We start from the raw sequence: 22,139 nt of genomic DNA, 5'->3' as shown, positions 1-22,139 counted from the left end.
CTTATTGTTTTTGCATTAGAGTTGTATTTGTTTTTTCTTTTTGTTAATGATAAATGCATCAGTTGTAAAGGTAATCAACGCACACCAAATAAACCCAAAAGTGATGGCCTTATCCGTACTAAAAATCTCATCATATAGACCTACTGCTAGAATAAACATCAAGCTTGGTCCAACGTATTGGAAGAAACCTAAGGTTGATAATTTTAATCGTGTAGCAGCACCAGTAAAGCAAAGTAAAGGTACGGTTGTTATGATCCCGGCGGCAACTAATAATAAATTTAAATTTGTAGAATTAGTGGCGAAATTAGAGGTTGGAGAGTTTGCGATAAATAATAAATAAGTTGCAGCTATTGGGAGTAAAACCAAGGTTTCAATAAATAAGCCTGATTGTGCATCCATAGCGACTTTTTTTCGTAATAAGCCATAAAAACCAAAGCTACAAGCCAAAGCTAATGCCACGATAGGGATTGAGCCAAAGGTTATTAGTTGAATTAGCACACCAATCGCGGCAAAAATCACAGCAAGCCACTGCAATTTACGTAACCGTTCCCCTAAAAAAAGCATTCCTAACATGACATTAAAAATAGGGTTGATGAAATAACCAAGACTGGCATCAAGCATGTGGTCTGCGGTTACAGCCCAAATAAAAATCAACCAATTAGCCCCTATTAATACGCTACTTGTCATAAGGTAGCCCATTTTTCTTTTATCTTTTAGTGTGTTGATTACGGTTTTCCAACCTTTAGATAAGCACAATAATCCTGCAAGAAAAAAGAAAGACCAAATAACTCTGTGACTTAGGATCTCAAAAGGAGAGACTTCACTGATAGTTTTAAAATAAATAGGTGCAATGCCCCACATGGTATAGGCGCTAAGAGCAAAAAAAACACCCTGACGAGTGCGCTGTTGTTCGAGTTCAGTGGTTGGCATAAGCAAATTCTTAACGATGTAATGTAATAGGAAAGGTGTTTTTATGATCACACCTTGTATGAATTGTTGTGGAATGGAGTATAGGGCTCAGTATCGAATGTGCCTAGTATTTTCCTATTGCTCTTTTCCTCACCAATAAGCATAGGTAGAATGAGCCTCCCACATTATTGATGAGTTTTTTATGTCCAGCATTATCGCAGAGCAGCCAATGGAACAGGTATCGCAGAGTTACACTGTTTTAAAAGACGTTTTTGGCTACCAAGAATTTCGTGTTGGGCAAGAAGAAGTCATCAATGCAGTCCTTGATGGTCAAGATAGCTTGGTTATTATGCCTACTGGTGGTGGTAAATCACTGTGTTATCAAATTCCAGCATTGGTATTTGATGGATTAACGTTAGTTATTTCACCATTAATCTCATTAATGAAAGACCAAGTTGATCAACTTAAGGCTGATGGCGTCAAAGCGGAGTGTTTGAACTCAACGATTGATCGTGATGAGCAGGTCGCGATTTGGAATCGTATTAATTCGGGCCAAGTTAAGATGTTATACGTCTCGCCTGAGCGTGTGATGATGCGCGATTTCATGGAACGTCTTGAATCGTTAAATCTTTGCATGATAGCGGTCGATGAAGCGCATTGTATCTCACAATGGGGGCATGATTTCCGTCCAGAATATGCGTCACTTGGACAAATAAAACAGCGTTTTCCTAATGTTCCAATTATGGCACTGACGGCGACGGCTGATGAAGCTACTCGTAAAGATATTTTAAATCGTCTCTCATTACCTAATCCTCATGAGTATTTGGGTAGTTTTGATCGTCCTAATATCCGCTATACCGTGTTAGAAAAACATAAACCAGTCAGCCAAATAGTTCATTATCTTGCGACACAGAAGAACCAATGTGGTGTTATTTATTGTGGTAGCCGTAAAAAAGTAGAAATGCTGACAGAGAAGCTCTGTAATAACCATATCCGAGCTGCGTCTTATCATGCTGGTTTGGATTTGGATGAGCGAAATTATGTTCAAGAAGCGTTTCAGCGTGATGATATTCAGATCGTTGTAGCCACGGTTGCGTTTGGTATGGGGATCAATAAATCAAACGTACGTTTTGTAGCGCACTTTGACATTCCAAAGAACATTGAATCTTACTACCAAGAAACAGGACGAGCAGGGCGTGACGGTCTACCAGCAGAGGCTGTGATGCTGTACGATCCTGCTGATATTGTGTGGTTACGTAAACTTGTTGAAGAGAAGCCAGAAGGGCCTCAAAAATTGGTTGAGAGCCATAAGCTTAATGCCATGACTGCTTTTGCTGAAGCGCAAACGTGTCGTCGCCAAGTTTTGTTGAATTACTTTGGTGAATATAGTCCTAAACCGTGTGGTAACTGTGATGTTTGTTTAGATCCACCAAAACAATTTGATGGTACAGAAGCCGCGCAAAAAGCGTTATCGTGTGTTTATCGAGTGAATCAAGGCTTTGGTGTTGGTTATGTGGTGGAAGTATTGCGAGGGCTAAAGATTGCACGAATTCGAGAACATGGTCATGATAAATTATCGACCTACGGTATAGGTAAAGAGCACAGCCATGAATATTGGGTCAGTATTATTCGTCAATTGATTCATAAAGGCTTACTAGCTCAAAATATTACCCGAAACTCGACACTGCAATTAACTGAAGAAGCTCGCCCTATTTTAAAAGGACTGGAGGCATTAGAGCTTGCTGTGCCACGACTTGATACCGCAGCGAAAACGGCGAAGTCAGAAAAATTAAATAATCGTCATTATGATAAACAGTTGTTTGCTAAGTTACGAAAATTGCGTAAATCGATTGCCGATCGTGATGATTTACCCCCTTATGTTGTCTTTAGTGATGCCACATTAATGGATATGGCTGATATTACTCCCACTTCATATGGTGAAATGCTGGCAGTTAATGGTGTAGGACAGAAGAAGTTAGAAAAATACGCCGATCCATTTTTAGATTTAATTGAAATGCACATTACCGGACAAGGGTAAGTCATGAGTTTATTTTCAGTCGTTGAGTTTGATAAAGAAGCTGGGCGCATTATTTTTTCTGTGCCTGAATTTTATTTTGATTCATTTGAAGTCATTGGTAAGCAATTAATTACAGCAATGGACGCCAGAATAGTGGAACAACAGATGGATGCCGATCTTCATTCTTGGTTGATTGATTTTGAAGGTGCACAATTTATGTTACGTGCTGAGCATTATTCTAACTCAGTGTGGTTAGAAGCATTAGCACGAACTGAGCATCAAGAAGAGTTAGCATTTATTGCGGGTTTGTTTTAAGCGGCTCTTGTGATCAAAAGCGGTTAATGTATAATCACCGCCCTGAAAATTGGCTAGAGTCATTATGTAAATAAACGGTGATTTTAGCTTTGTGTTTAATTTGGGTTCCCTCGCCCCCAATGACAAAAAGGTACTTATATGAGTACATTTACGCCCGCGCAACAGCGCAATGCTTTATCCTTCCTTGTAGTATTCCACCTTGTAATTATTGCATCAAGTAACTATTTGGTTCAGATCCCATTCACTTTGTTTGGGTTTCATACCACGTGGGGTGCATTTACCTTCCCATTTATTTTCTTAGCAACAGATTTAACGGTTCGTATTTTTGGTGCGAAAATGGCAAGAAGTATCATCTTCTTTGTTATGTTGCCAGCCTTAGCTGTTTCTTACTTTTTATCCGTTGTCTTTTTTGAAGGGCAGTATCAAGGTTTTTCACAACTTGGTGAGTTTAACTTGTTCGTTGCACGAATTGCGATTGCAAGTTTTATGGCTTATTTACTTGGACAGATATTAGATGTTCATGTGTTTAACCGCCTTCGTCAGTTAAAACAATGGTGGATAGCACCAACGTGTTCAACTCTGTTTGGTAATGCAATTGATACTCTAGCGTTTTTCGCTATTGCGTTTTATCAAAGTCCTGATGCTTTCATGGCTGAGCATTGGACAGAAATCGCGTTGGTGGACTATGGCGTTAAACTGGTGATTAGTTTGGGCTTGTTTGTTCCTATGTATGGTGTATTACTGAATTATCTAATTCGTAAATTAACCTCAGAAGGGCATCAATTAGCGACTCAACCTTCTCAATCGTAGAATTAAGATAAAATGAATAACAAGGCCAACAATTAGTTGGTCTTTTTTACTTCTTATCTTATTGATTTTTAATGGTTTGTAAAATTAAGTGAGATCTTTTCTCATTTAACTATTGCAAAGCAAATGAGAATGGTTATTATTAACTTGTCTTCAGGGAATAACGCAAACGCAAGTTACCCCGCACTATTTCAAGAAGGCACGACATTGCTCACATTGCTTCCAGTGTACATCAGCTATATGAGTAGTGGTGACGTTTCTAAGTTAACGACAGCCATTATTCTCTTTTTGCTGAGCGGCGCTTCTTTACGAAGACGCCGCTTTTTTTGTCTTTTTTTTGAGTTTACAACCAATTTTTTCGCAAAATATGTACTTTAAAATGATCAGTTTTTTAATAGAAAATTGCATGGTTAATATTATTGTCCACAAAGGATGATCAAGTAAGGATCTACTTGTTGATCGTTTTTTTTGATCTAAGCTTTTGATTTTTTGGTTTTTAATCCACTTTTTTTGAACTAATAAAATAGTTATTAATTATACAAAAAATAATTACAAACAGAGTTATCCACAGATGAGTTAGACATGTAACGTTGAACTTTTGATAAATAAAATGAGAAAAAAGGAATGAAGAGCAGCATTTTGATGTGGCTTGGGTATAAAATGAAACTCATTGATCATAATAACCTCTGGATAATACCGACTATGGCAAGAATTCCTGATAATCCATTCATCCTAGTGGATGGCTCTTCGTATCTTTTCCGTGCGTATCACGCAGCGCCTAACTTTACTAATGGCGATGGCCAACCAACAGGCGCAGTGTATGGCGTTATCAACATGCTACGTAGTCTTCTAAAACAATTTGAGACGGATCGTGTTGCGGTTATTTTCGATGCGAAAGGAAAAACCTTCCGTAATGATATGTATCCAGAGTACAAAGCGAATCGTCCGCCAATGCCAGATGATTTACGTTGCCAAATAGAACCATTGCATAAGCTGATCAAAGCAATGGGCTTACCATTGATCTCTATCTCAGGTGTCGAAGCCGATGATGTGATTGGTACGTTAGCATCTCAAGCATCAAAAGCAGGTATTCCAGTACTGATCAGTACCGGCGATAAAGATATGGCGCAATTGGTTGATGAAAACGTCACTCTTATTAATACCATGACAAATGTGATTATGGGGCCTGAAGGTGTTGAAGAAAAATTCGGTGTTCCACCTGAACTGATTATTGATTACCTAGCACTGATGGGTGATACCTCTGATAACATTCCTGGCGTTCCTGGCATTGGTGATAAAACAGCAAGAGCACTATTGCAGGGCGTTGGTGGTTTGGATGCACTTTACGCTAACCTTGATGATATTGCGCCATTAGGTTTCCGTGGCTCAAAAGGCATGGCGAAGAAGTTAGAAGAGAATAAAGAAGGGGCTTATCTTTCTTATGAATTAGCAACAATTAAACTTGATGTTGAATTAGATCAAAAACCTGAAGAACTAGTGAAACAAGAACCAAATGTGGATGAGTTAATCCAAATGTTTGGTCAAATGAATTTCAAACGTTGGCTAACCGAAATGTTGGATGGTAGTGACGGTAAGATCGTTTCACATGAAACATCAGCAAATCGAACAGTAAGTTCCTCATCAGATAGTAATGATGAGGTTGAAGAAGGCGTAATTGTTGCTGCTCAAGTTGACCGTTCAAAGTATGAAACTATTTTAACCAAAGAAGCTTTTCTATCTTGGTTAGAAAAATTAAATAATGCAGAAGTCGCTGCATTTGATACAGAAACTGACAGTTTAGATTATATGGTTGCCAACCTTATCGGTCTGTCGTTTGCTATCGAAGAAGGTGAGGCGGCTTATGTTCCTGTCGCTCATGATTATCTTGATGCACCAGAGCAACTGGATCGTGATTGGGTTATTGAACAATTAAAACCGTATTTAGAAGATGACAACAAAGCAAAAGTTGGTCAAAACTTAAAATATGATGCGAGTGTATTAGCTCGTTATGATATAGAAATGAAAGGTATTAAGTTTGATACCATGCTTGAATCTTATGTGTATAACAGCGTTGCTGGTAAACACAATATGGATAGCCTAGCGCTGCGTTATCTTCAACATAACACCATCTCCTTTGAAGAGATCGCTGGTAAAGGTAAGAAACAGCTTACGTTTAACCAAATCGCTTTAGAGCAAGCGGCGCCTTATGCGGCTGAAGATGCAGACATCACACTACGTTTACATAATGTATTGCACGCAAAATTAGTGGCGGATGAGAAATTAAATACCGTCTTTACTGATATTGAGCTTCCTTTAATCTCTGTACTTTCTCGCATGGAAAGAAAAGGGGTTTATATTGATGACATGCTGCTTTCTGCACAATCACTTGAGATTGGCCAACGTCTTGATGAATTAGAAAAAGCAGCGTATGAAGTAGCAGGACAAGAGTTCAACATGAACTCTCCGAAACAGCTTCAAGCGATTTTATTTGAAAAAATGGAATTGCCAGTTATTAAGAAAACACCATCAGGCGCCGCTTCAACCAATGAAGAAGTACTGCAAGAATTGGCGTTAGAGTATGAATTACCTAAGTTGATTTTAGAGTACCGCGGTTTAGCTAAACTAAAATCTACTTATACCGATAAGCTGCCGAAGATGATTAATCCATCTACGGGTCGTGTGCATACTTCTTATCATCAAGCGGTCACAGCGACGGGTCGTTTATCATCAACCGATCCAAACTTACAAAATATTCCAATTCGTAACGAGGAAGGCCGTCGTATTCGTCAGGCATTTGTTGCCCCTCATGGTTGGAAAATTTTAGCAGTCGATTACTCTCAAATCGAACTTCGTATCATGGCGCATCTGTCTCAAGATAAAGCGTTATTAGAAGCGTTTTCTGCTGGTAAAGATATTCACGCAGCAACCGCGGCTGAAGTGAAAGGTGTATCTATTGAAGAGGTAACATCGGAAGATCGTCGTCGTGCTAAAGCGATTAACTTTGGTTTGATTTATGGCATGAGTGCGTTTGGTCTTGCAAAGCAGATCGGTATCTCTCGTGGTGAAGCACAAGATTACATGAATGTGTACTTTGAGCGTTATCCTGGAGTGATGCAGTATATGGAAGAGACTCGTTTACTGGCAACTGAGCAAGGCTATGTTGAAACCTTATATGGTCGACGTTTGCACTTACCTGAAATCAATGCGCGTAATGCGATACGTCGTAAAGCCGCGGAACGTGCCGCGATCAATGCTCCAATGCAAGGCACCGCTGCGGACATTATCAAAAAAGCGATGATCCTAGTAGATAAATGGATTGAAGAAGAAGGTGATGGCCGAGTTAACTTATTAATGCAAGTACACGATGAATTAGTATTCGAAGTGAAAGAAGATGCATTAGAAGAAGTGACTCAAAAAGTGACGGAGTTAATGGAAGGCGCAGTGACTCTTGATGTTCCACTCGTTGCCGACAGTGATTTTGGCGATAACTGGGATGAAGCGCATTAATCAATAATGTTAATCTGAAATGTGGCTAAAGTGTTACTGATTAAATTGTAATTCAGTTACACCTGAAATTAAAACTATGAGCCAGCGCACGCGTTGGCTTTTTTTTACCTCAAATAAAGTGAGCTATGTCAGGTGTTTGTTGTGTTTTTATGAACGAAACTGAAAAAAAATTACAAAAAAAGGTTTTCAAAACTGTTCGTTTGTTGTACATTTATATGCGTAGGGTACAGAGGTAAAGATGTTCTATCTTTCAGACCTTTTGTTTCACGTTATTGGATTTGGCTAAATTCAGCCGCCTCAGTCAACCTTTTTGACTGGGGCGTTTTTTCTTTCTAGGCCTTCAAAAAATACGTTCTCACTTTCTTCTAAAATACTTCTTTTTGTAATTTTCCCACGAAATGTAATTTTTACTACACGTTGCGATATTGATAATTCACTTGCATTATTATCTTAACTATCTGTTTATAAAGGATTGATTCTGTATTTTGTATCAACTTTTAGATGGGTTTAAAGACTGTGTGAGGTTTTGGAACATTAGAGAGAGAATTGCTAGGAGTGGTGTTTGTTTCACAAGAAGGTTTGGTGCATTATGCGCGACAGAAAAATAATAACACCTCTTTATCTCTCCCATTTCCCCACCTGTTAAGGTGGGGGTTTTATTTCTTACAGGCTACGCCTGCTAATCAATCAATAATAAGTTTGACTTAAGTATATAGAGTGATTATTCAGCATCTATGTTTTCAATGAATTCTTCATCAATTTCAAACGCTGGTGCAAACCATGTGTCTAGCTTAGCTCGAAGGATATCAACGCCAATTCCCTTCAATGAAGAAAACGCATCAACAACCACTTCACCACCAAAATCAACTGCCGCTTCACGTACTTTAAGTACTTGAGCTTTACGCGCGCCGCTTTTTAGTTTGTCTGCTTTTGTTAACAAGATTTGTACTGGAATATTTTGGTCAACCGCCCAAAATACAAGTTGTTGGTCGATGTCTTTTAACGGATGACGGATATCCATCAATACTACTAAGCCTTTTAAGCACTGACGTTTTTGTAGGTATTCACCTAAAGACTTCTGCCATTTCTTCTTCATCTCAATAGGAACTTGAGCAAAGCCGTATCCTGGTAAATCTACGATATGGCAGTTTTCATCAACTTTGAATAAGTTAATCAACTGCGTACGACCAGGAGTCTTAGACGTTTTTGCTAAGCCTCTTTGGTTTGTTAAGCGGTTTAATGCGCTTGATTTACCCGCATTCGAACGGCCAGCGAAGGCAACTTCAATACCTTCATCTTCAGGTAGATGGCGAATATCTGGTGCACTCGTAATGAAGTGCGTCTTTTGGTAGTGAATGATTTTGCTCACTGTTAACTCCGTCTCGAAGGAAACCAAGCTGTAGATAATGATCCAAGTAGGATTATTGTAGTCAGCTGATTACTTTTTTGTGAAAATGTGTAAAATAACCGCAGTAAGGATGTCACAATTAACGTTGTAGTGACAAACTTGTAATAAAAACGGTAAAGGTCGCTCATTGTACCATGCTGTAGCCAATTTAGAGCGGTACTGGAAGCTTAATATCCAACACAATGTAAATAAATCCTGTTTACAAGGATAACTCATTGTGAGGGAACGATAATAATAAAATGGAATGTCATGAAAAAATTAGCGCTGATATTAACTCTCCTAGCTAGTTGCTCAACATGGGCTCAAGGAGATATCGAAGCTGGAAAGCAAAAATCTGCAACATGTACAGCTTGTCATGGTCAAGAAGGTAACAGTACTTTGACTCAATACCCTAACTTAGCAGGCCAACATGCAGGCTATCTTGAGAAGCAAATCAATGAATTTAAATTGGGCATGCAAACTCAAGGTAAACAAGGTCGTATGGATCCTGTAATGGGTGCAATGGCAATGGGTGTTGATGAGCAAGGAGCAAAAGACATCGCAGCGTATTATGCTTCTTTACCAATGGCCGATAATACAACGCCTGAAGAATCTATCCCAGAAGGCAAAGCTTTGTATTTAGCGGGTGATATGGAGCGTGGAATTACAGCGTGTGTTGCTTGTCATGGACCTCGTGGCAATGGTACATCACTGTCAGGATTCCCTAAAATCTCAGGTCAACATTCTGATTATGTTAAGGCACAGTTAGAAAAATTCAGAGCGGGCGATCGTGCAAATGATATGAATGGCATGATGCGCGATATCGCGAAAAAGCTGACTGATGAAGATATTACAACATTATCTAAATATGTTGGTGGCCTACATTAATTGTTAATGTAAGCTCGATAATTAAGACCAAATTTGAAGAAGCAGCTCTCGTAGCTGCTTTTTTTTATGAAAAAGGCGTTAAAACGATTATCTTTGCACCAGTATCGGGTATACTTCCCGCCCTAGAATTTTCAGGCAGTGGAGTGAGTTTATATGCAATCTTGCCCTTTGTGTCAGCATTCACAGGCTGATGACTTCCATCAAGATAAGCGTCGACGTTATTATCGTTGTCAGCAATGTTATCTTGTTTATGTGGATGAGGCGGATCGTTTAGACCCAGAGACAGAGAAAGCTCACTACGATCTCCATGAAAACAATCTTGACGATGAAGGGTATAGAACCTTCTTATCACGATTTGCTGAGCCTTTGTTATTGCGTGTTGGTGAGACACCTCAACAGGGACTAGACTTTGGATGTGGCCCTGGACCATTGCTTGCTCATATGATGAGAGAAGCGGGTCACCATGTCGAACTCTATGATATTTATTACGCCCCAGATAAGCACGTGCTTACTAAGCAGTATGACTTCGTCAGTTGTACAGAAGCGATTGAGCATTTTTATCAACCTCAAAACGAATTGGAATTGTTATTGAGCTTGGTGAAACCTGGTGGTTGGTTAGGTATCATGACGAAACTAGCCAGGGACGAAAGCGCGTTTGCCACTTGGCATTACAAGAATGATTTAACCCATGTCAGCTTTTTCAGCAGAGAAACGTTTGAGTTTGTAGCAAAGCGCTACCAACTTGACCTAGAGTTTGTTGGAAATGATGTCATCTTACTGAGGAAAACCCAGTAATGAGCCGTACTAAAAAAGCCCGTACTCCGGGAATGGCGAGTGAGCCAGTTGTTGTTACACGTAACCGTACCGATCGTGACGTAGACAGTCGTGAAATTAAGCGTAAAAGAAAACGTAAAGGCCTAAAAGCCGGTGCTCGTAATGCTGAAAGCAATGCAGAACAAGCGCGTCGTTTCGCTCAGAAAAAAGATCCTCGTATTGGTAGTAAAAAACCAATTCAACTTATTGTTGAAGAGAAGAAGAAAACAAGCAAGCAAGAGCGTCGTCTAACTAACGAGCAAGAATTAGCGATGTTAGAAAATGATGCACAGCTAATGGTTCTTCTAGACCGTATCGATAATGGTGAAAACCTAGGTACAGGTCTTCAAAAATACGTGGATGAGAAATTAGCACGTATTGAACACTTAATGGGTCGTTTAGGCTTATTAGATGATGAAGAAGCTGAATCAGAAGACGAAATTGCAGAATTCCCAGAATTTGAAGATCGTAAAGCGAAAAGCGATGACGATCTACTAGCGGAATTCGATAACTTCAATATGGATGATTTTAAATAATTATGTCTACAGTAACCCTGTTGGTACTGCTTGGCGGTGCAATTATTCTTGCGTTGGCTAGTTATGCTGGCAGCTTACTGATGAAGTTAAAAAAGCAGAAGGAACTGCAAGCACAACACAGAAAATTGGCGATACAAAAACGTAACGCCAATATTTTTGATAATGTGGTTTTACTTTGCCAAGCCGGAATGCAAGAGCAATGTGATTACTCAGAGCTGTCTATTCGTTTGTACTGTATTATGGATTATCTTCAAGAAGATGATCGTATTGATGTCGAAGCAGACTACCCAGCATTATCTGAGCTGTATCATGTAGTGAAAGATATGCCGCGTGGTGATGAGCGACAAGAATTAGCGAAACAAGATCGAATGAAAGACAATTTAGTTCGAACTAAAGCTGAGGCTCGTTTGCAAGATACGATTAAAGTAGAGATCCAGCAATTACATGATCGTATTAAGCCACTGAATCAAAAAATCGATATTAAAATGATCTGATCGACACTTCTATTTCTTATTGCATTGAAGTCATCGGCTTTATGAAGCAAATGTTTTATGATGCAAGGAAGAGTGTCAATGCAGATATAAAGAGATGGAAGTAGTCATGTCAAATCAACAAATAGTATGGGATCAAGAGATCATCGAGAAGTATAACTACTCTGGTCCGCGTTACACCTCTTACCCAACCGCTTTAGAGTTTCACGAAGCCTATACTCCTGCTGAATTCGATATGGCATGTACTCAGTATCCTGAGCGCCCATTATCTCTTTATATTCATATCCCATTTTGTCACAAGCTATGCTATTTCTGTGGCTGTAATAAAGTCATCACTCGTCATCATCATAAAGCAGATATCTATTTAGATTCATTAGAGCTTGAGATCCGTCAGCGTGCTGCACTCTTTACTGAGCGCAAAGTAACACAGCTGCATTTTGGTGGCGGTACTCCTACCTTCTTAACTAAAGTGCAATTTACACGCCTTATGAGTTTATTGCGTGGAGAGTTCACGTTTGAAGAAGGTGCAGAGATCAGTATCGAAGTTGATCCGCGTGAAATTGAGCTAGATATGCTTGACCACTTGCGTGATGAAGGCTTTAACCGTCTAAGCATTGGTGTGCAAGATTTCAATAAAGAAGTTCAGCATTTGGTTAACCGCGATCAAGACGAAGATTTTATTATTTCAATGGTACAACGAGCAAAAGACTTAGGTTTCCGCTCAACCAATCTTGATTTGATTTACGGCTTACCAAAGCAATCCGCTGAATCTTTAGCATTAACGATTAAGCGTGTGCTTGAAATGGAACCGGGTCGTTTGTCTGTATTTAATTACGCACATATGCCAACGTTGTTTGCTGCGCAGCGTAAAATTAAAGATGCTGATTTACCCGCTCCTGCAGAAAAATTAGTCATGCTACAAGAAACCATCGAAAACCTAACGGGTGCTGGTTATCAATTCATTGGTATGGATCACTTTGCTCTTCCTGATGATGAGCTTGCTATTGCACAACGTGAAGGCATTCTTCATCGTAATTTCCAAGGTTACACAACCCAAGGTGAGTGTGATTTATTAGGAATGGGTGTGTCAGCTATCTCAATGATTGGCGACAGCTACGCACAGAACAAAAAAGACTTAAAAGAATACTACGCACAAGTTGACGAGAAACGTCATGCTCTGTGGCGCGGAGTTGCCCTTGACCAAGATGATTTAATCCGCCGTGAAGTGATTAAACAGCTGATCTGTAATTTCACACTAGATACAAAAGCGATTGAAGCCGAGTTTAATTTAGACTTTGATAAGTATTTCGCTGAGGACATTAAACTTCTACAAACGTTTATTAACGATGAGTTAGTAACAATGCATGAAGGCCGTATTGATGTTGAATTGCGCGGTCGTTTATTGATCCGTAATATCTGTATGTGTTTTGATAAGTATTTACGAGACCGTGCGCGTCAGCAGCAGTTTTCTAGAGTTATCTAAGAGCGGATAAAGCGGGGAAGAGCGGTCCTATGGTCCTGTGAAAACCTGATTGTTTATCTGAAAATTTGAAACCGTAGGTGTTGATGCATCTGCGGTTTTTTGTTTTTAAGAGCAAGGTTTCAGGATTGGTTATTTTTAGCCTTGGTACTAGCAACCCCCTTCTAGCTCCCCCTTATGTTGACTTAGTAAACTTCAATGATTCAGCGATAAAGGGGGAGAACCTTCTTTGATGCTGTAATTACAACGATCACAATACAGTTCCTCCCCTTGAGAGAGAAACTAATGAGATTAGTAATGTTGATATAAGGGGAGGTTAGGAGGGGTTGGTTATACATAACTAGAAACTATGCTCAGTTCTAAATTTCAGGAAATAAGCTCAAGAGTTCTGTTTTATACTGTGATTACAGCGAGCACCTCTGAATCTTTTAAGGGAGCTTGCGACCGATCTGAACCCTGCTCTTACCTTTACGGCTTCACATTCCTACTGATCGGGTTTTGCAACGAGATCAGCGTCTCAGTCGACTGTACTTCCTCAATCGCTTGTAGCTTATCAATCAATACATGCTGTAGTTCTTGAATACTCTTACACATCAGCTTAACGAAGATATTATAAGCACCTGTCGTGTAATACGCCTCAACCACTTCTTCTAGCGCATCTAATTTAGCTAATGCCGAATGATAATCACGAGCAGCGTATAAATTAATACCAATAAAACAACACACATCGTAGCCTAAGGTTTTGGGATTCACGATAACTTCAGTCCCCTCGATGATTTTTGCCGCTTTCATTTTTTCAATTCGCACATGAATAGTTGCAGGGCTCACATCGAAACGCTTAGCTAATTCAGCATAAGGAGTTCGAGCGTCATTCATCAAAGCTTGTAGAATTGCTCGGTCAAGATCATCGATTTTACTAGTGTTGTTCATGAGGTGCTTTATCCCTGTGCCTAAAAGTATCTAACTATTTAAACTACCCTAAGATAAAGCGTTCAGCGAGCACTTTATCTAGTCGTTTTTATTAATATCTATTACCATAGGCGCTTGCTGTTCCTAATTGATTAAGCTTGTTGGAGTGCCCTGTGCAAATAGCGTTATTGTGTGAAGACCCAAATCGTCAACCTGAGTTAGAGGCTATTGCCACTCGCTGGGGGTTAATGCATGACGAAGATAATGTTTTTGCGTTGATACTAACCACAGAACAGCTTGAGTTGCGTAAACGGGATGAACCTAAACTTGGTGCCATCTTCGTTGATTTAGTTTCAGGTGCAGTTGGACACCGCCGTAAATTTGGGGGTGGTAAAGGGCAATCAATAGCTAAAGCAGTAGGGCTAAATAAAGGGGCAACACCAGTTGTCTTGGATGGTACTGCAGGCTTAGGTCGTGATGCGTTTGTACTGGCATCTTTAGGTTGTAAAGTTCAAATGGTAGAGCGCCACCCAGTGGTAGCAGCTTTACTTGATGATGGGTTAGCTCGCGCAAAACAAGACGCAGATATTGGTGTGTGGGTCTCCGAGCGTATGTCTCTACTTCACGCTTCAAGTCATGATGCGCTAGAGCAATTAATGGCACAGGATGATTTTATTCAACCTGATGTGGTTTATCTTGACCCTATGTATCCGCACCCTGAAAACAAAAAGAAAAGCGCATTAGTGAAAAAAGAGATGCGAGTCTTCCAATCATTGGTGGGTGCAGATAACGATGCCGATGCATTATTAACACCGGCATTATTAATGGCAACAAAACGTGTTGTCGTTAAGCGACCTGATTACGCTGAATGGCTAGATAATCAAAAGCCTTCAATGGCAATCGAAACGAAAAAGAACCGTTTCGATGTGTACGTAAATGCAAGTATGAAATCTTAGTCTTTAAATGGCACAACCAAGACATCAATTGGGCAAGTATTAATAACTTGTCTGGTTGATGACAGTAATTTACTCCAGAAATCTTGGTGATGACCACACACTACAAGGTCAACATCAAGATCATCAATTGCCTCGCATAATTCATTACTTAAATCACCACTACTAACTAATGTCTTGTGGATTGGGTACTCAGCAAACTCAACCAAGTGTTTCATTGCTTCTTTCGATGCTTCCATTGCTTGATGTTGTGTCTCAGCAAGGTTGATATCAATTAAGCCGGTATATAGCTCTGCATAGCTCACATCAATGTGAATAAAAGAAACTTTAGCTTCTAGCGCTTTGGCTAAGCCCGCAGCTTTAGTGACCAATGATTTACTCTCTTCTGTTAAATCGACAGCGACAAGAATATGTTGGTAACTCATGATGTTTCTCCTATAAATCCAATATGGAATCTGTTCATAAACATAGATTAGCACCAGATCTATTCTTTTTTTGTCGTTTAGATCTCGTTCTGATTGATGATTATTGATTAATCAAGTCATGGGTGAGTTATGTTATAGTTGTATGGATTTTGAATGTAAATAGCTCATAAAGGAACCTGAATATGTTAGCTAAAACGATGGTCGATCATCTAAATGCACAAATTAACCTAGAATTTTTCTCATCTAACCTATACTTACAAATGAGTGCTTGGTGTGAAGATAAAGGATTTGATGGTGCTGCGTCATTTTTTAGAGCGCATGCAACAGAAGAAATGGAACACATGCAGCGTCTATTTACTTATGTAAGTGAGACGGGTGCAATGCCTATTTTAGGAGCGATTGAAGCACCACAATCAGAGTTTTCTGGTTTAGGTGATGTATTTCGTACCACGTTAGAGCATGAGCAAATGATCACACAAGAGATCAATAAACTGGCTCATGTTGCCTTTACTTCACAAGATTACTCGACGTTTAATTTTCTTCAGTGGTATGTGGCAGAGCAGCATGAAGAAGAGAAATTATTCAAAGGTATTTTAGATAAAATTGACTTGGTAGGTGAAGACGGTAAAGCGTTATTCTTTATCGATAAAGATTTAGCGGTATTAGCAAAATCTGGCTCTACATCTATTATGGATAACACTGCTGGGTAGGTTTCATCCCACACGTAGTAAGCGCGTTATGTTTTCTATAGATACATAAGCGCATAGGGTCGTTACTTACCTAAGCACACAGACAAGTATGTCAGAGGTGATTATGATAAGTGGCGACCTTATATTATTAGCATTATTTTCAGTAACGGGTATCAATATTATTCGTTATTTGAGCACATTAAAAACACTCCTTTTTGTTATGAAAGAAGCTCATCCAATGCTATACCAACAAGTGGATGGCCGAGGTTTCTTTACTACTCACGGTAACATCGGTAAACAAACCAAACTATTTCAGTATCTCTGGCAAGAAGAGTACTTGGATCATTACGACACCCTTTTTGTATTTAAATGTGAAAAAGCCCGTTATCTTTTCATGCTGTCGAGTGCTTTATTACTAGTGAGTGTTGCTGTGTTTTTCTTAGTAATTAGTTTGGGCATCTAGCGCTGATAATAGTACACTCCCTGCCAATTGAATTTGTGGTTGAGAGTGACATGAAAAAAGTAGACGTAGTAGTTATCGGTGCCGGTGCTGCGGGATTAATTTGTGCAGCAGAAGCAGGTAAGAGAGGCCGCAGTGTATTAGTGGTTGATCATGCTAAAAAACCTGGCCGAAAAATCCTGATTTCAGGTGGTGGTCGCTGTAATTTTACTAACTACGATGTTACTGCTCATAACTATGTTTGTAAGAATACGCATTTTGTAAAATCTGCCTTGTCTCAATACACTAACTGGGATTTCATCTCGTTGATTTCTAAATACGGTATTGAGTTTGAAGAGCGCGATCATGGGCAATTATTTTGCGTTGATTCAGCGAAAGAAATTGTCGATATGCTACTTAAAGAGTGTGAATTAGCAGGGGTTAATTATCGTTACCGTTGTGCTATCTCAGACATTACTAAGAAAGACTCTGGTTTCTCATTAAAATTAGATACCGATACTATTGAATGTGAGTCTCTTGTTGTTGCAACAGGAGGTTTATCTATGCCTAAACTTGGAGCTACTCCGTTTGGTTATCAATTAGCAGAGCAATTTGGTCTGGCTATGATACCGACAACGGCTGGTCTTGTTCCATTTACCCTTCATAAAGAAGATAAAGAGGCTTTTTCTGAGTTATCAGGGATAGCAATTCCTGTTGTTGTTGAATCAGAAAGTGGTGATTCTTTTAAAGAAAATTTACTCTTCACTCACCGTGGTTTATCTGGCCCATCTATTTTACAAATTTCTTCATATTGGAACGCAGGTCAAAAAGTAATGATAGATCTATTACCTAATGACGACTTATCTGAAGAATTAGATAAGATGCGTGAAGTCCATCCAAATCAAAGCGTTAAAAACTCATTAGCTAAGCTTTTACCAAAAAGAGTCGTAGAAACGTTATTAAATAAGACGATTTTTCAAGAACGCTCTTTGAAGCAAGTGAATCATAAAGAGCAAGAGCAATTGTGTTCTTTAATTCATCAATGGAAAGTATTACCAAACGGTACTGAAGGATATCGTACTGCCGAAGTTACTCTAGGTGGTGTAGATACTGATGAGTTGTCATCAAAAACGATGGAATCGAAAAAAGTACCCGGTTTATACTTCGTTGGTGAAGTGATGGATGTGAGTGGGTGGCTTGGTGGCTATAATTTCCAATGGGCATGGTCAAGTGGTTACGTTGCCGGGATCAATGTGTAAGCTTATCGAATTATTGCTAAGTTAATATAGGTTGATTCTGGAAATAGAGGTGCGCGCGTGCCTCTATTTTTATGCGACGTATTAAACAGATATTTACAATAATAAGGGCTTAATTAACAATGCAAACTCTCTCGTTTAGTGTTCAAGGACTTAAACAACTTAAAGAGGAGTGTGATTCCCTGTCTATAGAATTGGGAACTGCGTGTTTAATTCAACTATTTTCTTCTCAACAACCAGAGATTGTTGACGAATATTATGCTTATCTACAGCATTTTTTCCCTAATGCGGAAGTGATTGGACTCAGTGTCATTCACTCCAGTATTGGTGCTTCTATTTTTACTGATTCAACCGTAATCAGTGTTTCTATTCTCAATGCAACTCAGCTTACTTCTGCTTCAGTTTTCCATTCTCAAGATGAAAATCGCGTCGGTCATCATTTATTAAAACGACTTTCTATTGATGACAAAACAAAAGCTATCATTGCTTTTGGTTGTCACGGTTCAGCAAGTAATTACCCTCTTTTTGATGCATTTTCTGAACATGAGAATCAAGTTCCTGTTTCTGGGGGCGTCGCTGCTGATACTGGAAAAGGAACGTGGGTATTCTTAAATGGTCAATTTTACCACGATCAAATTGTTGCTGTTGCAATGCATGGAGAGCAGCTACAAGCGTGGTCTGAAGCGTTTGTAGAGTGGAATCCAATTGGTAAACGTTTCCGCATTACCTCATCAGAAGGTAATGTAGTAAGAACAATTGATAACATTTTAGCTTATGATTTTTACTGCAAATACCTTTCGGATAAAAAATCGACGCAGCTAAGTCAAATCCAAGCTTTTCCTCTAATGCAAGAAGAAGACACTGCGCGTTATATTAACGCTGTAGAGGAAATAACAGAAGAAGGTTACCTTAAATTTGCTTCAGCCGTTCCTGTAGGGAAAGAGGTAAGGTTATGTTATTACCATCCTTCTCTAACCCAAGAACAAGTAAATCAAGGTGCAATGAGACTTGCACAAAAGCAGCCTGAATCTATTTTTATTTATAATTGCGAATCTCGAATAGAAAGCAGTTCGGAATCGACTGAATTACAAACCTTCTCTGATATTGGTCCTTGCCAAGGCATTTATGGGATGGGGGAGTTTTTTCGTTCCCATAAGCAATTAATTCTGCATCATAGCTTAACGTATTTGGCATTAAGAGAATCTGAATTAACGACAGTTGATCCTTTGTATTCTCATTCACCAAGGGAGCATAATTTAACGCCACTATTTTCATTAATAAAAAACTCAATTCAAGATGTCGATCAGATGACACTTGCGATGGAGAAAAAAATTAGTGATCAGTCGATGCGTTTGATGCATACCTATCGTACGGACAGACGTACAGGACTATTCAATCGAATGGTCTTAAAAGAACGTCTTGAAAGCATAACTCGAACAGATCATTTACTGTCCTTTAAGTTGACTAATTTGAGTCAAGTTAATGAGAAGTATGGCTATCAGGTTGGGGATAAATTACTGCAAGACGTAAGTCATTACTTAGATACTCACTTATCCGATGCGGTTCATACACCAATAGAGCTTTATAGTATTGGTATTGCTGAATGGGGAGTCGTATTTAATAGTGATACTAATAGTGAAGTGCTTCGTAAGTACATTACTGATTTTATAGAAGATATTGAGCACTTCAGTTTTGAGCCTTATGGACTTAGTGATGTCGATTATCTTAGTGTTTCTATTTCAGGCGGTCTGATCAGTCGTCGAGATTTTATAAACACTGCGGTAGAAGAATTAATTTTGAAGACGGTAGAAGCTCGTCGAATTGCGATGCGTAGAAATCGTCATCTGTGTAATGCGCGTGATTTATTAAAAGAAGAACGTTTACGTCAAAGCCAATTAGATTGGTTAACAAGCGTCAACCGAGCGATTTCTCAGAAAGGTGTGTTGGTGTATGGACAACCAATCTTTAGTGCTGGTGAGCATGAATTGGTATCTACGGAATGCTTAATGCGTATTTGTGAAAATGGGCAAGTGTTTGCTCCGGGGCAATTTTTGCCTGCGGTTGAGGGAACTCATCTTTATACTCGTTTAAGCAGAGAAATGATCACCCGTACTTTTGAAATAATGCAGTCGAATGATATGGACTTCTCTATTAATCTTTCTCCTCAAGATTTAATGAGTGACCGAACGTTAGATTTATTAGAATCCTCGATCATTCGTTTGGATAACCCTTTTCGAGTTGGATTTGAAGTATTAGAGACTGAGCAAATTCAGGATTATGACCGTATGATTGAAGTGTGTAATCACTTTAAGCGCTTAGGTGCTCGCATCATTGTTGATGATTTTGGTTCCGGTTATTCCAATGTTGATGAGATCATGAAATTAGAACCTCAAGTGATTAAGCTTGATGGTTCAATCATTAAAAATGTACATCAAGATAAGCGCCAACGTTTGATATCCCAACAAATGGTACAGCTTTGTCATGCACTGGAAGCCAAAGTAGTTGCTGAGTTTGTGCATAACAAAGAAGTTTGTGACATTGTTGAAGACATGGGTGTTGATTACTTGCAAGGGTACTTCTTAGGAGCGCCTAAATCACTCATGCAATAAAGCTGTTTGGTGTTACTGTTTGATTTTTATGGGCATCTACAATTGATGCCCACTTCGTTCTGCTTGAAACACGGTTAGAAACCGCTCGTAATAATAAGCAACAGCCTGAGCATGTTCAGGCTCTTTCACCATATTTAGTATCTCGATCCCCGCCTCACAAGTACACAGATTACCTTCACTTTGATTTCGACGTAAATGATAACAAGAGCTTGCCGTTGCTTGTATTTCGAGGCAAGGCAGATTTTTAAGCCAAGGGCTTTTATTGACCATTTTTTTTGCTTCTTGCCATGTTGCATCTAAAAAAATAAAAAGTTGTTTCTTATTTGAAGAGTAGTTAGCTAGGTAATCAGAACTTAGCGTTGATTCGTTACTTGGGAACAATAACCAAACTTCAATATTCTCCTGATTAATTTTAGTAATTAAGGCTTCAGGTTGTTCTTTTCTTTTCCATAAATAGCTTTTGGCATTAGGTAGGCTATTTAATAATAAACGACCCGTATTCGTCAGTTTATTCAGCTCGTTTTCGTGATAAAGCAATGCAAATTCAACTTGTGAATCTAAGGTTGGCTGATGGTCGCAGATGCAATTATGGATAAAGCCACATTTTGAACAGGGTTCTTTTTTGTTCATTGTTATTTATTTAATTCCGTTGCTGTTGAGTAGAGAGTTAATCCTGATTGAATAGGGAAGGTTACGCCATTGACGGTCTCATTCTTGGTGGATAGTGTGTTTTCATCTTTTGAAAATGTTCGTTCTGAAATCATATATTGGCGCTGATGACGACTCATTAATACATGAACCTTATCGTCATTCGTTGCTTGCCACACTCCGGTTTCAATGAGTTGAGGCTCATCGGTATTGTAATCATAAGTTGTAATTGCAGAATGATCAGTGTTTAGTGTTAATCCAACTGTTAAGCCTGAATCACCAGTGGTACTCGCTCCGGTATAGGTATTTACCCAGTTAAGAGTGGTATCTTTAGCCGAAATCGTAGCGCAACCTTGATATGTCTTATCGTTAATCTCGACTTCTGAATGCCATCCATAAATTGATTCAACCATGTTGTCTTTGCAGATCCCTTTAGTCATGGTTAATGAAAAATCATCACTTTGATAATGACGTTTATTCACTGAAAATTCTTGCTCAGTAATTGGTTGCTGTTGTTTTGATTTCCCTATTTCAGAGAAGATGAGAGAGCCATTAACGACTTGAAGGTTCCAAAATGGTTCGTTACCAAATGCTTTGGTTGGTTGAATGCCTTTTTGGCAAGATGCCTCTTCACCAGCAACTAAGGTGTTGATTTGAGAGACGACAAAACGTGCTGGATAATCATTAGCAAACCCACCTTTAGGTGGCGCTTCGAAATGGCCAATCAATTCACCATACATTTCTTGATAAGGGGTAGATTGAATATCATTACCCATTTGCCATTGCTCTGGTGTTAGGTTTATCCAATATTGTTGATCACTTCCACAGGGTTGGATACTTTGAGATTCATGCCCAATGACCACAGTTCCACGCAGTGTAAAGGTATGAGGGTTTTTGGTGTCATTTTTAGATGGCGAGTTTGATGCTTCTGTTGAAAATTGTTGGCTGCACCCAGCTAAAAATAATAAAGAACCCAAAGTCAGTAGTGATTTTTTCATCCTATTTTCCTGCATGATTAACATAAAGATTAGTATGCCATATGACACTAAAAATAGATTGGA

General features: G+C 39.1%; 21 protein-coding genes. 15 read left to right on the top strand and 6 right to left on the bottom strand.

Annotated features, from left to right (window positions below; genetic code table 11):
* Positions 1–15 precede the first annotated feature (15 nt).
* Complete coding sequence (gene rarD, locus BTO23_RS19615) at positions 16–930, bottom strand: EamA family transporter RarD (RefSeq protein WP_105064376.1); 915 nt, start codon at positions 928–930, stop codon at positions 16–18.
* Positions 931–1,111: 181 nt separating this feature from the next.
* Between rarD and recQ the strand changes: the two genes are divergently transcribed.
* The 5 genes from recQ to spfP all read left to right on the top strand — a co-directional run bounded on the left by recQ (position 1,112) and on the right by spfP (position 7,841).
* Positions 1,112–2,947: an ATP-dependent DNA helicase RecQ gene (recQ, locus tag BTO23_RS19610; RefSeq protein WP_060993405.1), complete on the top strand. Its 1,836-nt coding sequence runs from the start codon at positions 1,112–1,114 to the stop codon at positions 2,945–2,947.
* 3 nt (positions 2,948–2,950) lie between these two features.
* Positions 2,951–3,241 (top strand): DUF3630 family protein, encoded by a 291-nt coding sequence (locus tag BTO23_RS19605; protein WP_060993404.1) that lies wholly within the window; start codon positions 2,951–2,953, stop codon positions 3,239–3,241.
* A 138-nt stretch (positions 3,242–3,379) separates the two neighbouring features.
* Entirely contained in the window at positions 3,380–4,051 is a 672-nt protein-coding gene (locus BTO23_RS19600; protein ID WP_060993403.1) for a 7-cyano-7-deazaguanine/7-aminomethyl-7-deazaguanine transporter, read from the top strand.
* A 699-nt stretch (positions 4,052–4,750) separates the two neighbouring features.
* Positions 4,751–7,555, top strand: a complete 2,805-nt coding sequence (gene polA, locus BTO23_RS19595; protein WP_061013324.1) for a DNA polymerase I — start codon at positions 4,751–4,753, stop codon at positions 7,553–7,555.
* 238 nt (positions 7,556–7,793) lie between these two features.
* Complete coding sequence (gene spfP / locus BTO23_RS21675; protein WP_438616993.1) at positions 7,794–7,841, top strand: small protein SpfP; 48 nt, start codon at positions 7,794–7,796, stop codon at positions 7,839–7,841.
* A gap of 435 nt (positions 7,842–8,276) precedes the next feature.
* Here the strand turns inward: spfP and yihA are convergent, their stop codons facing one another.
* The gene (gene yihA / locus BTO23_RS19590; RefSeq protein WP_060993402.1) at positions 8,277–8,924 is read right to left on the bottom strand and encodes a ribosome biogenesis GTP-binding protein YihA/YsxC; all 648 of its coding nucleotides are present in this window, start codon (positions 8,922–8,924) and stop codon (positions 8,277–8,279) included.
* A gap of 288 nt (positions 8,925–9,212) precedes the next feature.
* Between yihA and BTO23_RS19585 the strand changes: the two genes are divergently transcribed.
* The 5 genes from BTO23_RS19585 (at position 9,213) to hemN (ending at position 13,153) form a co-directional block, all read left to right on the top strand.
* The gene (locus BTO23_RS19585) at positions 9,213–9,830 is read left to right on the top strand and encodes a c-type cytochrome (protein ID WP_060993401.1); all 618 of its coding nucleotides are present in this window, start codon (positions 9,213–9,215) and stop codon (positions 9,828–9,830) included.
* A 153-nt stretch (positions 9,831–9,983) separates the two neighbouring features.
* On the top strand, positions 9,984–10,625 hold the full coding sequence (locus tag BTO23_RS19580; protein ID WP_060993400.1) for a class I SAM-dependent methyltransferase: 642 nt from the start codon (positions 9,984–9,986) through the stop codon (positions 10,623–10,625).
* On the top strand, positions 10,625–11,179 hold the full coding sequence (yihI, locus tag BTO23_RS19575) for a Der GTPase-activating protein YihI (RefSeq protein ID WP_061004986.1): 555 nt from the start codon (positions 10,625–10,627) through the stop codon (positions 11,177–11,179). The genes BTO23_RS19580 and yihI overlap by 1 nt, the downstream gene beginning before the upstream one ends.
* 2 nt (positions 11,180–11,181) lie before the next feature.
* Positions 11,182–11,673, top strand: a complete 492-nt coding sequence (locus BTO23_RS19570) for a DUF2489 domain-containing protein (RefSeq protein WP_061004984.1) — start codon at positions 11,182–11,184, stop codon at positions 11,671–11,673.
* A 94-nt stretch (positions 11,674–11,767) separates the two neighbouring features.
* A complete protein-coding gene (gene hemN, locus BTO23_RS19565) occupies positions 11,768–13,153 on the top strand; it encodes an oxygen-independent coproporphyrinogen III oxidase (protein ID WP_172795091.1) in 1,386 nt (461 codons plus the stop codon).
* Positions 13,154–13,618: 465 nt separating this feature from the next.
* Here hemN and asnC read toward each other — a convergent pair whose 3' ends face one another.
* Complete coding sequence (gene asnC / locus BTO23_RS19560) at positions 13,619–14,080, bottom strand: transcriptional regulator AsnC (protein ID WP_060993396.1); 462 nt, start codon at positions 14,078–14,080, stop codon at positions 13,619–13,621.
* Positions 14,081–14,232: 152 nt separating this feature from the next.
* Here asnC and BTO23_RS19555 point away from each other — a divergent pair, with 152 nt between their 5' ends.
* Positions 14,233–15,015 (top strand): class I SAM-dependent methyltransferase, encoded by a 783-nt coding sequence (locus tag BTO23_RS19555; RefSeq protein ID WP_060993395.1) that lies wholly within the window; start codon positions 14,233–14,235, stop codon positions 15,013–15,015.
* Here the strand turns inward: BTO23_RS19555 and BTO23_RS19550 are convergent.
* A complete protein-coding gene (locus BTO23_RS19550; protein WP_060993394.1) occupies positions 15,012–15,437 on the bottom strand; it encodes a universal stress protein in 426 nt (141 codons plus the stop codon). The genes BTO23_RS19555 and BTO23_RS19550 overlap by 4 nt on opposite strands.
* 182 nt (positions 15,438–15,619) lie before the next feature.
* Here BTO23_RS19550 and ftnA point away from each other — a divergent pair, with 182 nt between their 5' ends.
* From ftnA to BTO23_RS19530, 4 genes are all read left to right on the top strand, one after another.
* The gene (gene ftnA, locus BTO23_RS19545; RefSeq protein ID WP_060993393.1) at positions 15,620–16,147 is read left to right on the top strand and encodes a non-heme ferritin; all 528 of its coding nucleotides are present in this window, start codon (positions 15,620–15,622) and stop codon (positions 16,145–16,147) included.
* Positions 16,148–16,250: 103 nt separating this feature from the next.
* Positions 16,251–16,589 (top strand): universal stress protein UspB, encoded by a 339-nt coding sequence (gene uspB / locus BTO23_RS19540; protein ID WP_060993392.1) that lies wholly within the window; start codon positions 16,251–16,253, stop codon positions 16,587–16,589.
* Positions 16,590–16,639: 50 nt separating this feature from the next.
* A complete protein-coding gene (locus BTO23_RS19535) occupies positions 16,640–17,824 on the top strand; it encodes a BaiN/RdsA family NAD(P)/FAD-dependent oxidoreductase (protein ID WP_060993391.1) in 1,185 nt (394 codons plus the stop codon).
* Between the two features lie 119 nt (positions 17,825–17,943).
* On the top strand, positions 17,944–20,430 hold the full coding sequence (locus BTO23_RS19530) for a bifunctional diguanylate cyclase/phosphodiesterase (RefSeq protein WP_060993390.1): 2,487 nt from the start codon (positions 17,944–17,946) through the stop codon (positions 20,428–20,430).
* A 36-nt stretch (positions 20,431–20,466) separates the two neighbouring features.
* Here BTO23_RS19530 and BTO23_RS19525 read toward each other — a convergent pair whose 3' ends face one another.
* Positions 20,467–21,060: a tRNA-uridine aminocarboxypropyltransferase gene (locus tag BTO23_RS19525; RefSeq protein WP_060993389.1), complete on the bottom strand. Its 594-nt coding sequence runs from the start codon at positions 21,058–21,060 to the stop codon at positions 20,467–20,469.
* 2 nt (positions 21,061–21,062) lie between these two features.
* Positions 21,063–22,076 carry a COG3650 family protein gene (locus BTO23_RS19520; protein ID WP_105064375.1) on the bottom strand — a complete coding sequence of 338 codons (1,014 nt, stop codon included), beginning with the start codon at positions 22,074–22,076 and terminating at the stop codon, positions 21,063–21,065.
* Between the last annotated feature and the right edge of the window lie 63 nt (positions 22,077–22,139).

Source organism: Aliivibrio sifiae (assembly GCF_002954715.1).
Lineage (GTDB): Bacteria > Pseudomonadota > Gammaproteobacteria > Enterobacterales > Vibrionaceae > Aliivibrio > Aliivibrio sifiae.
Note: the sequence above shows the minus strand (reverse complement) of the source record. Positions and strands in the feature narration are given on the sequence as shown.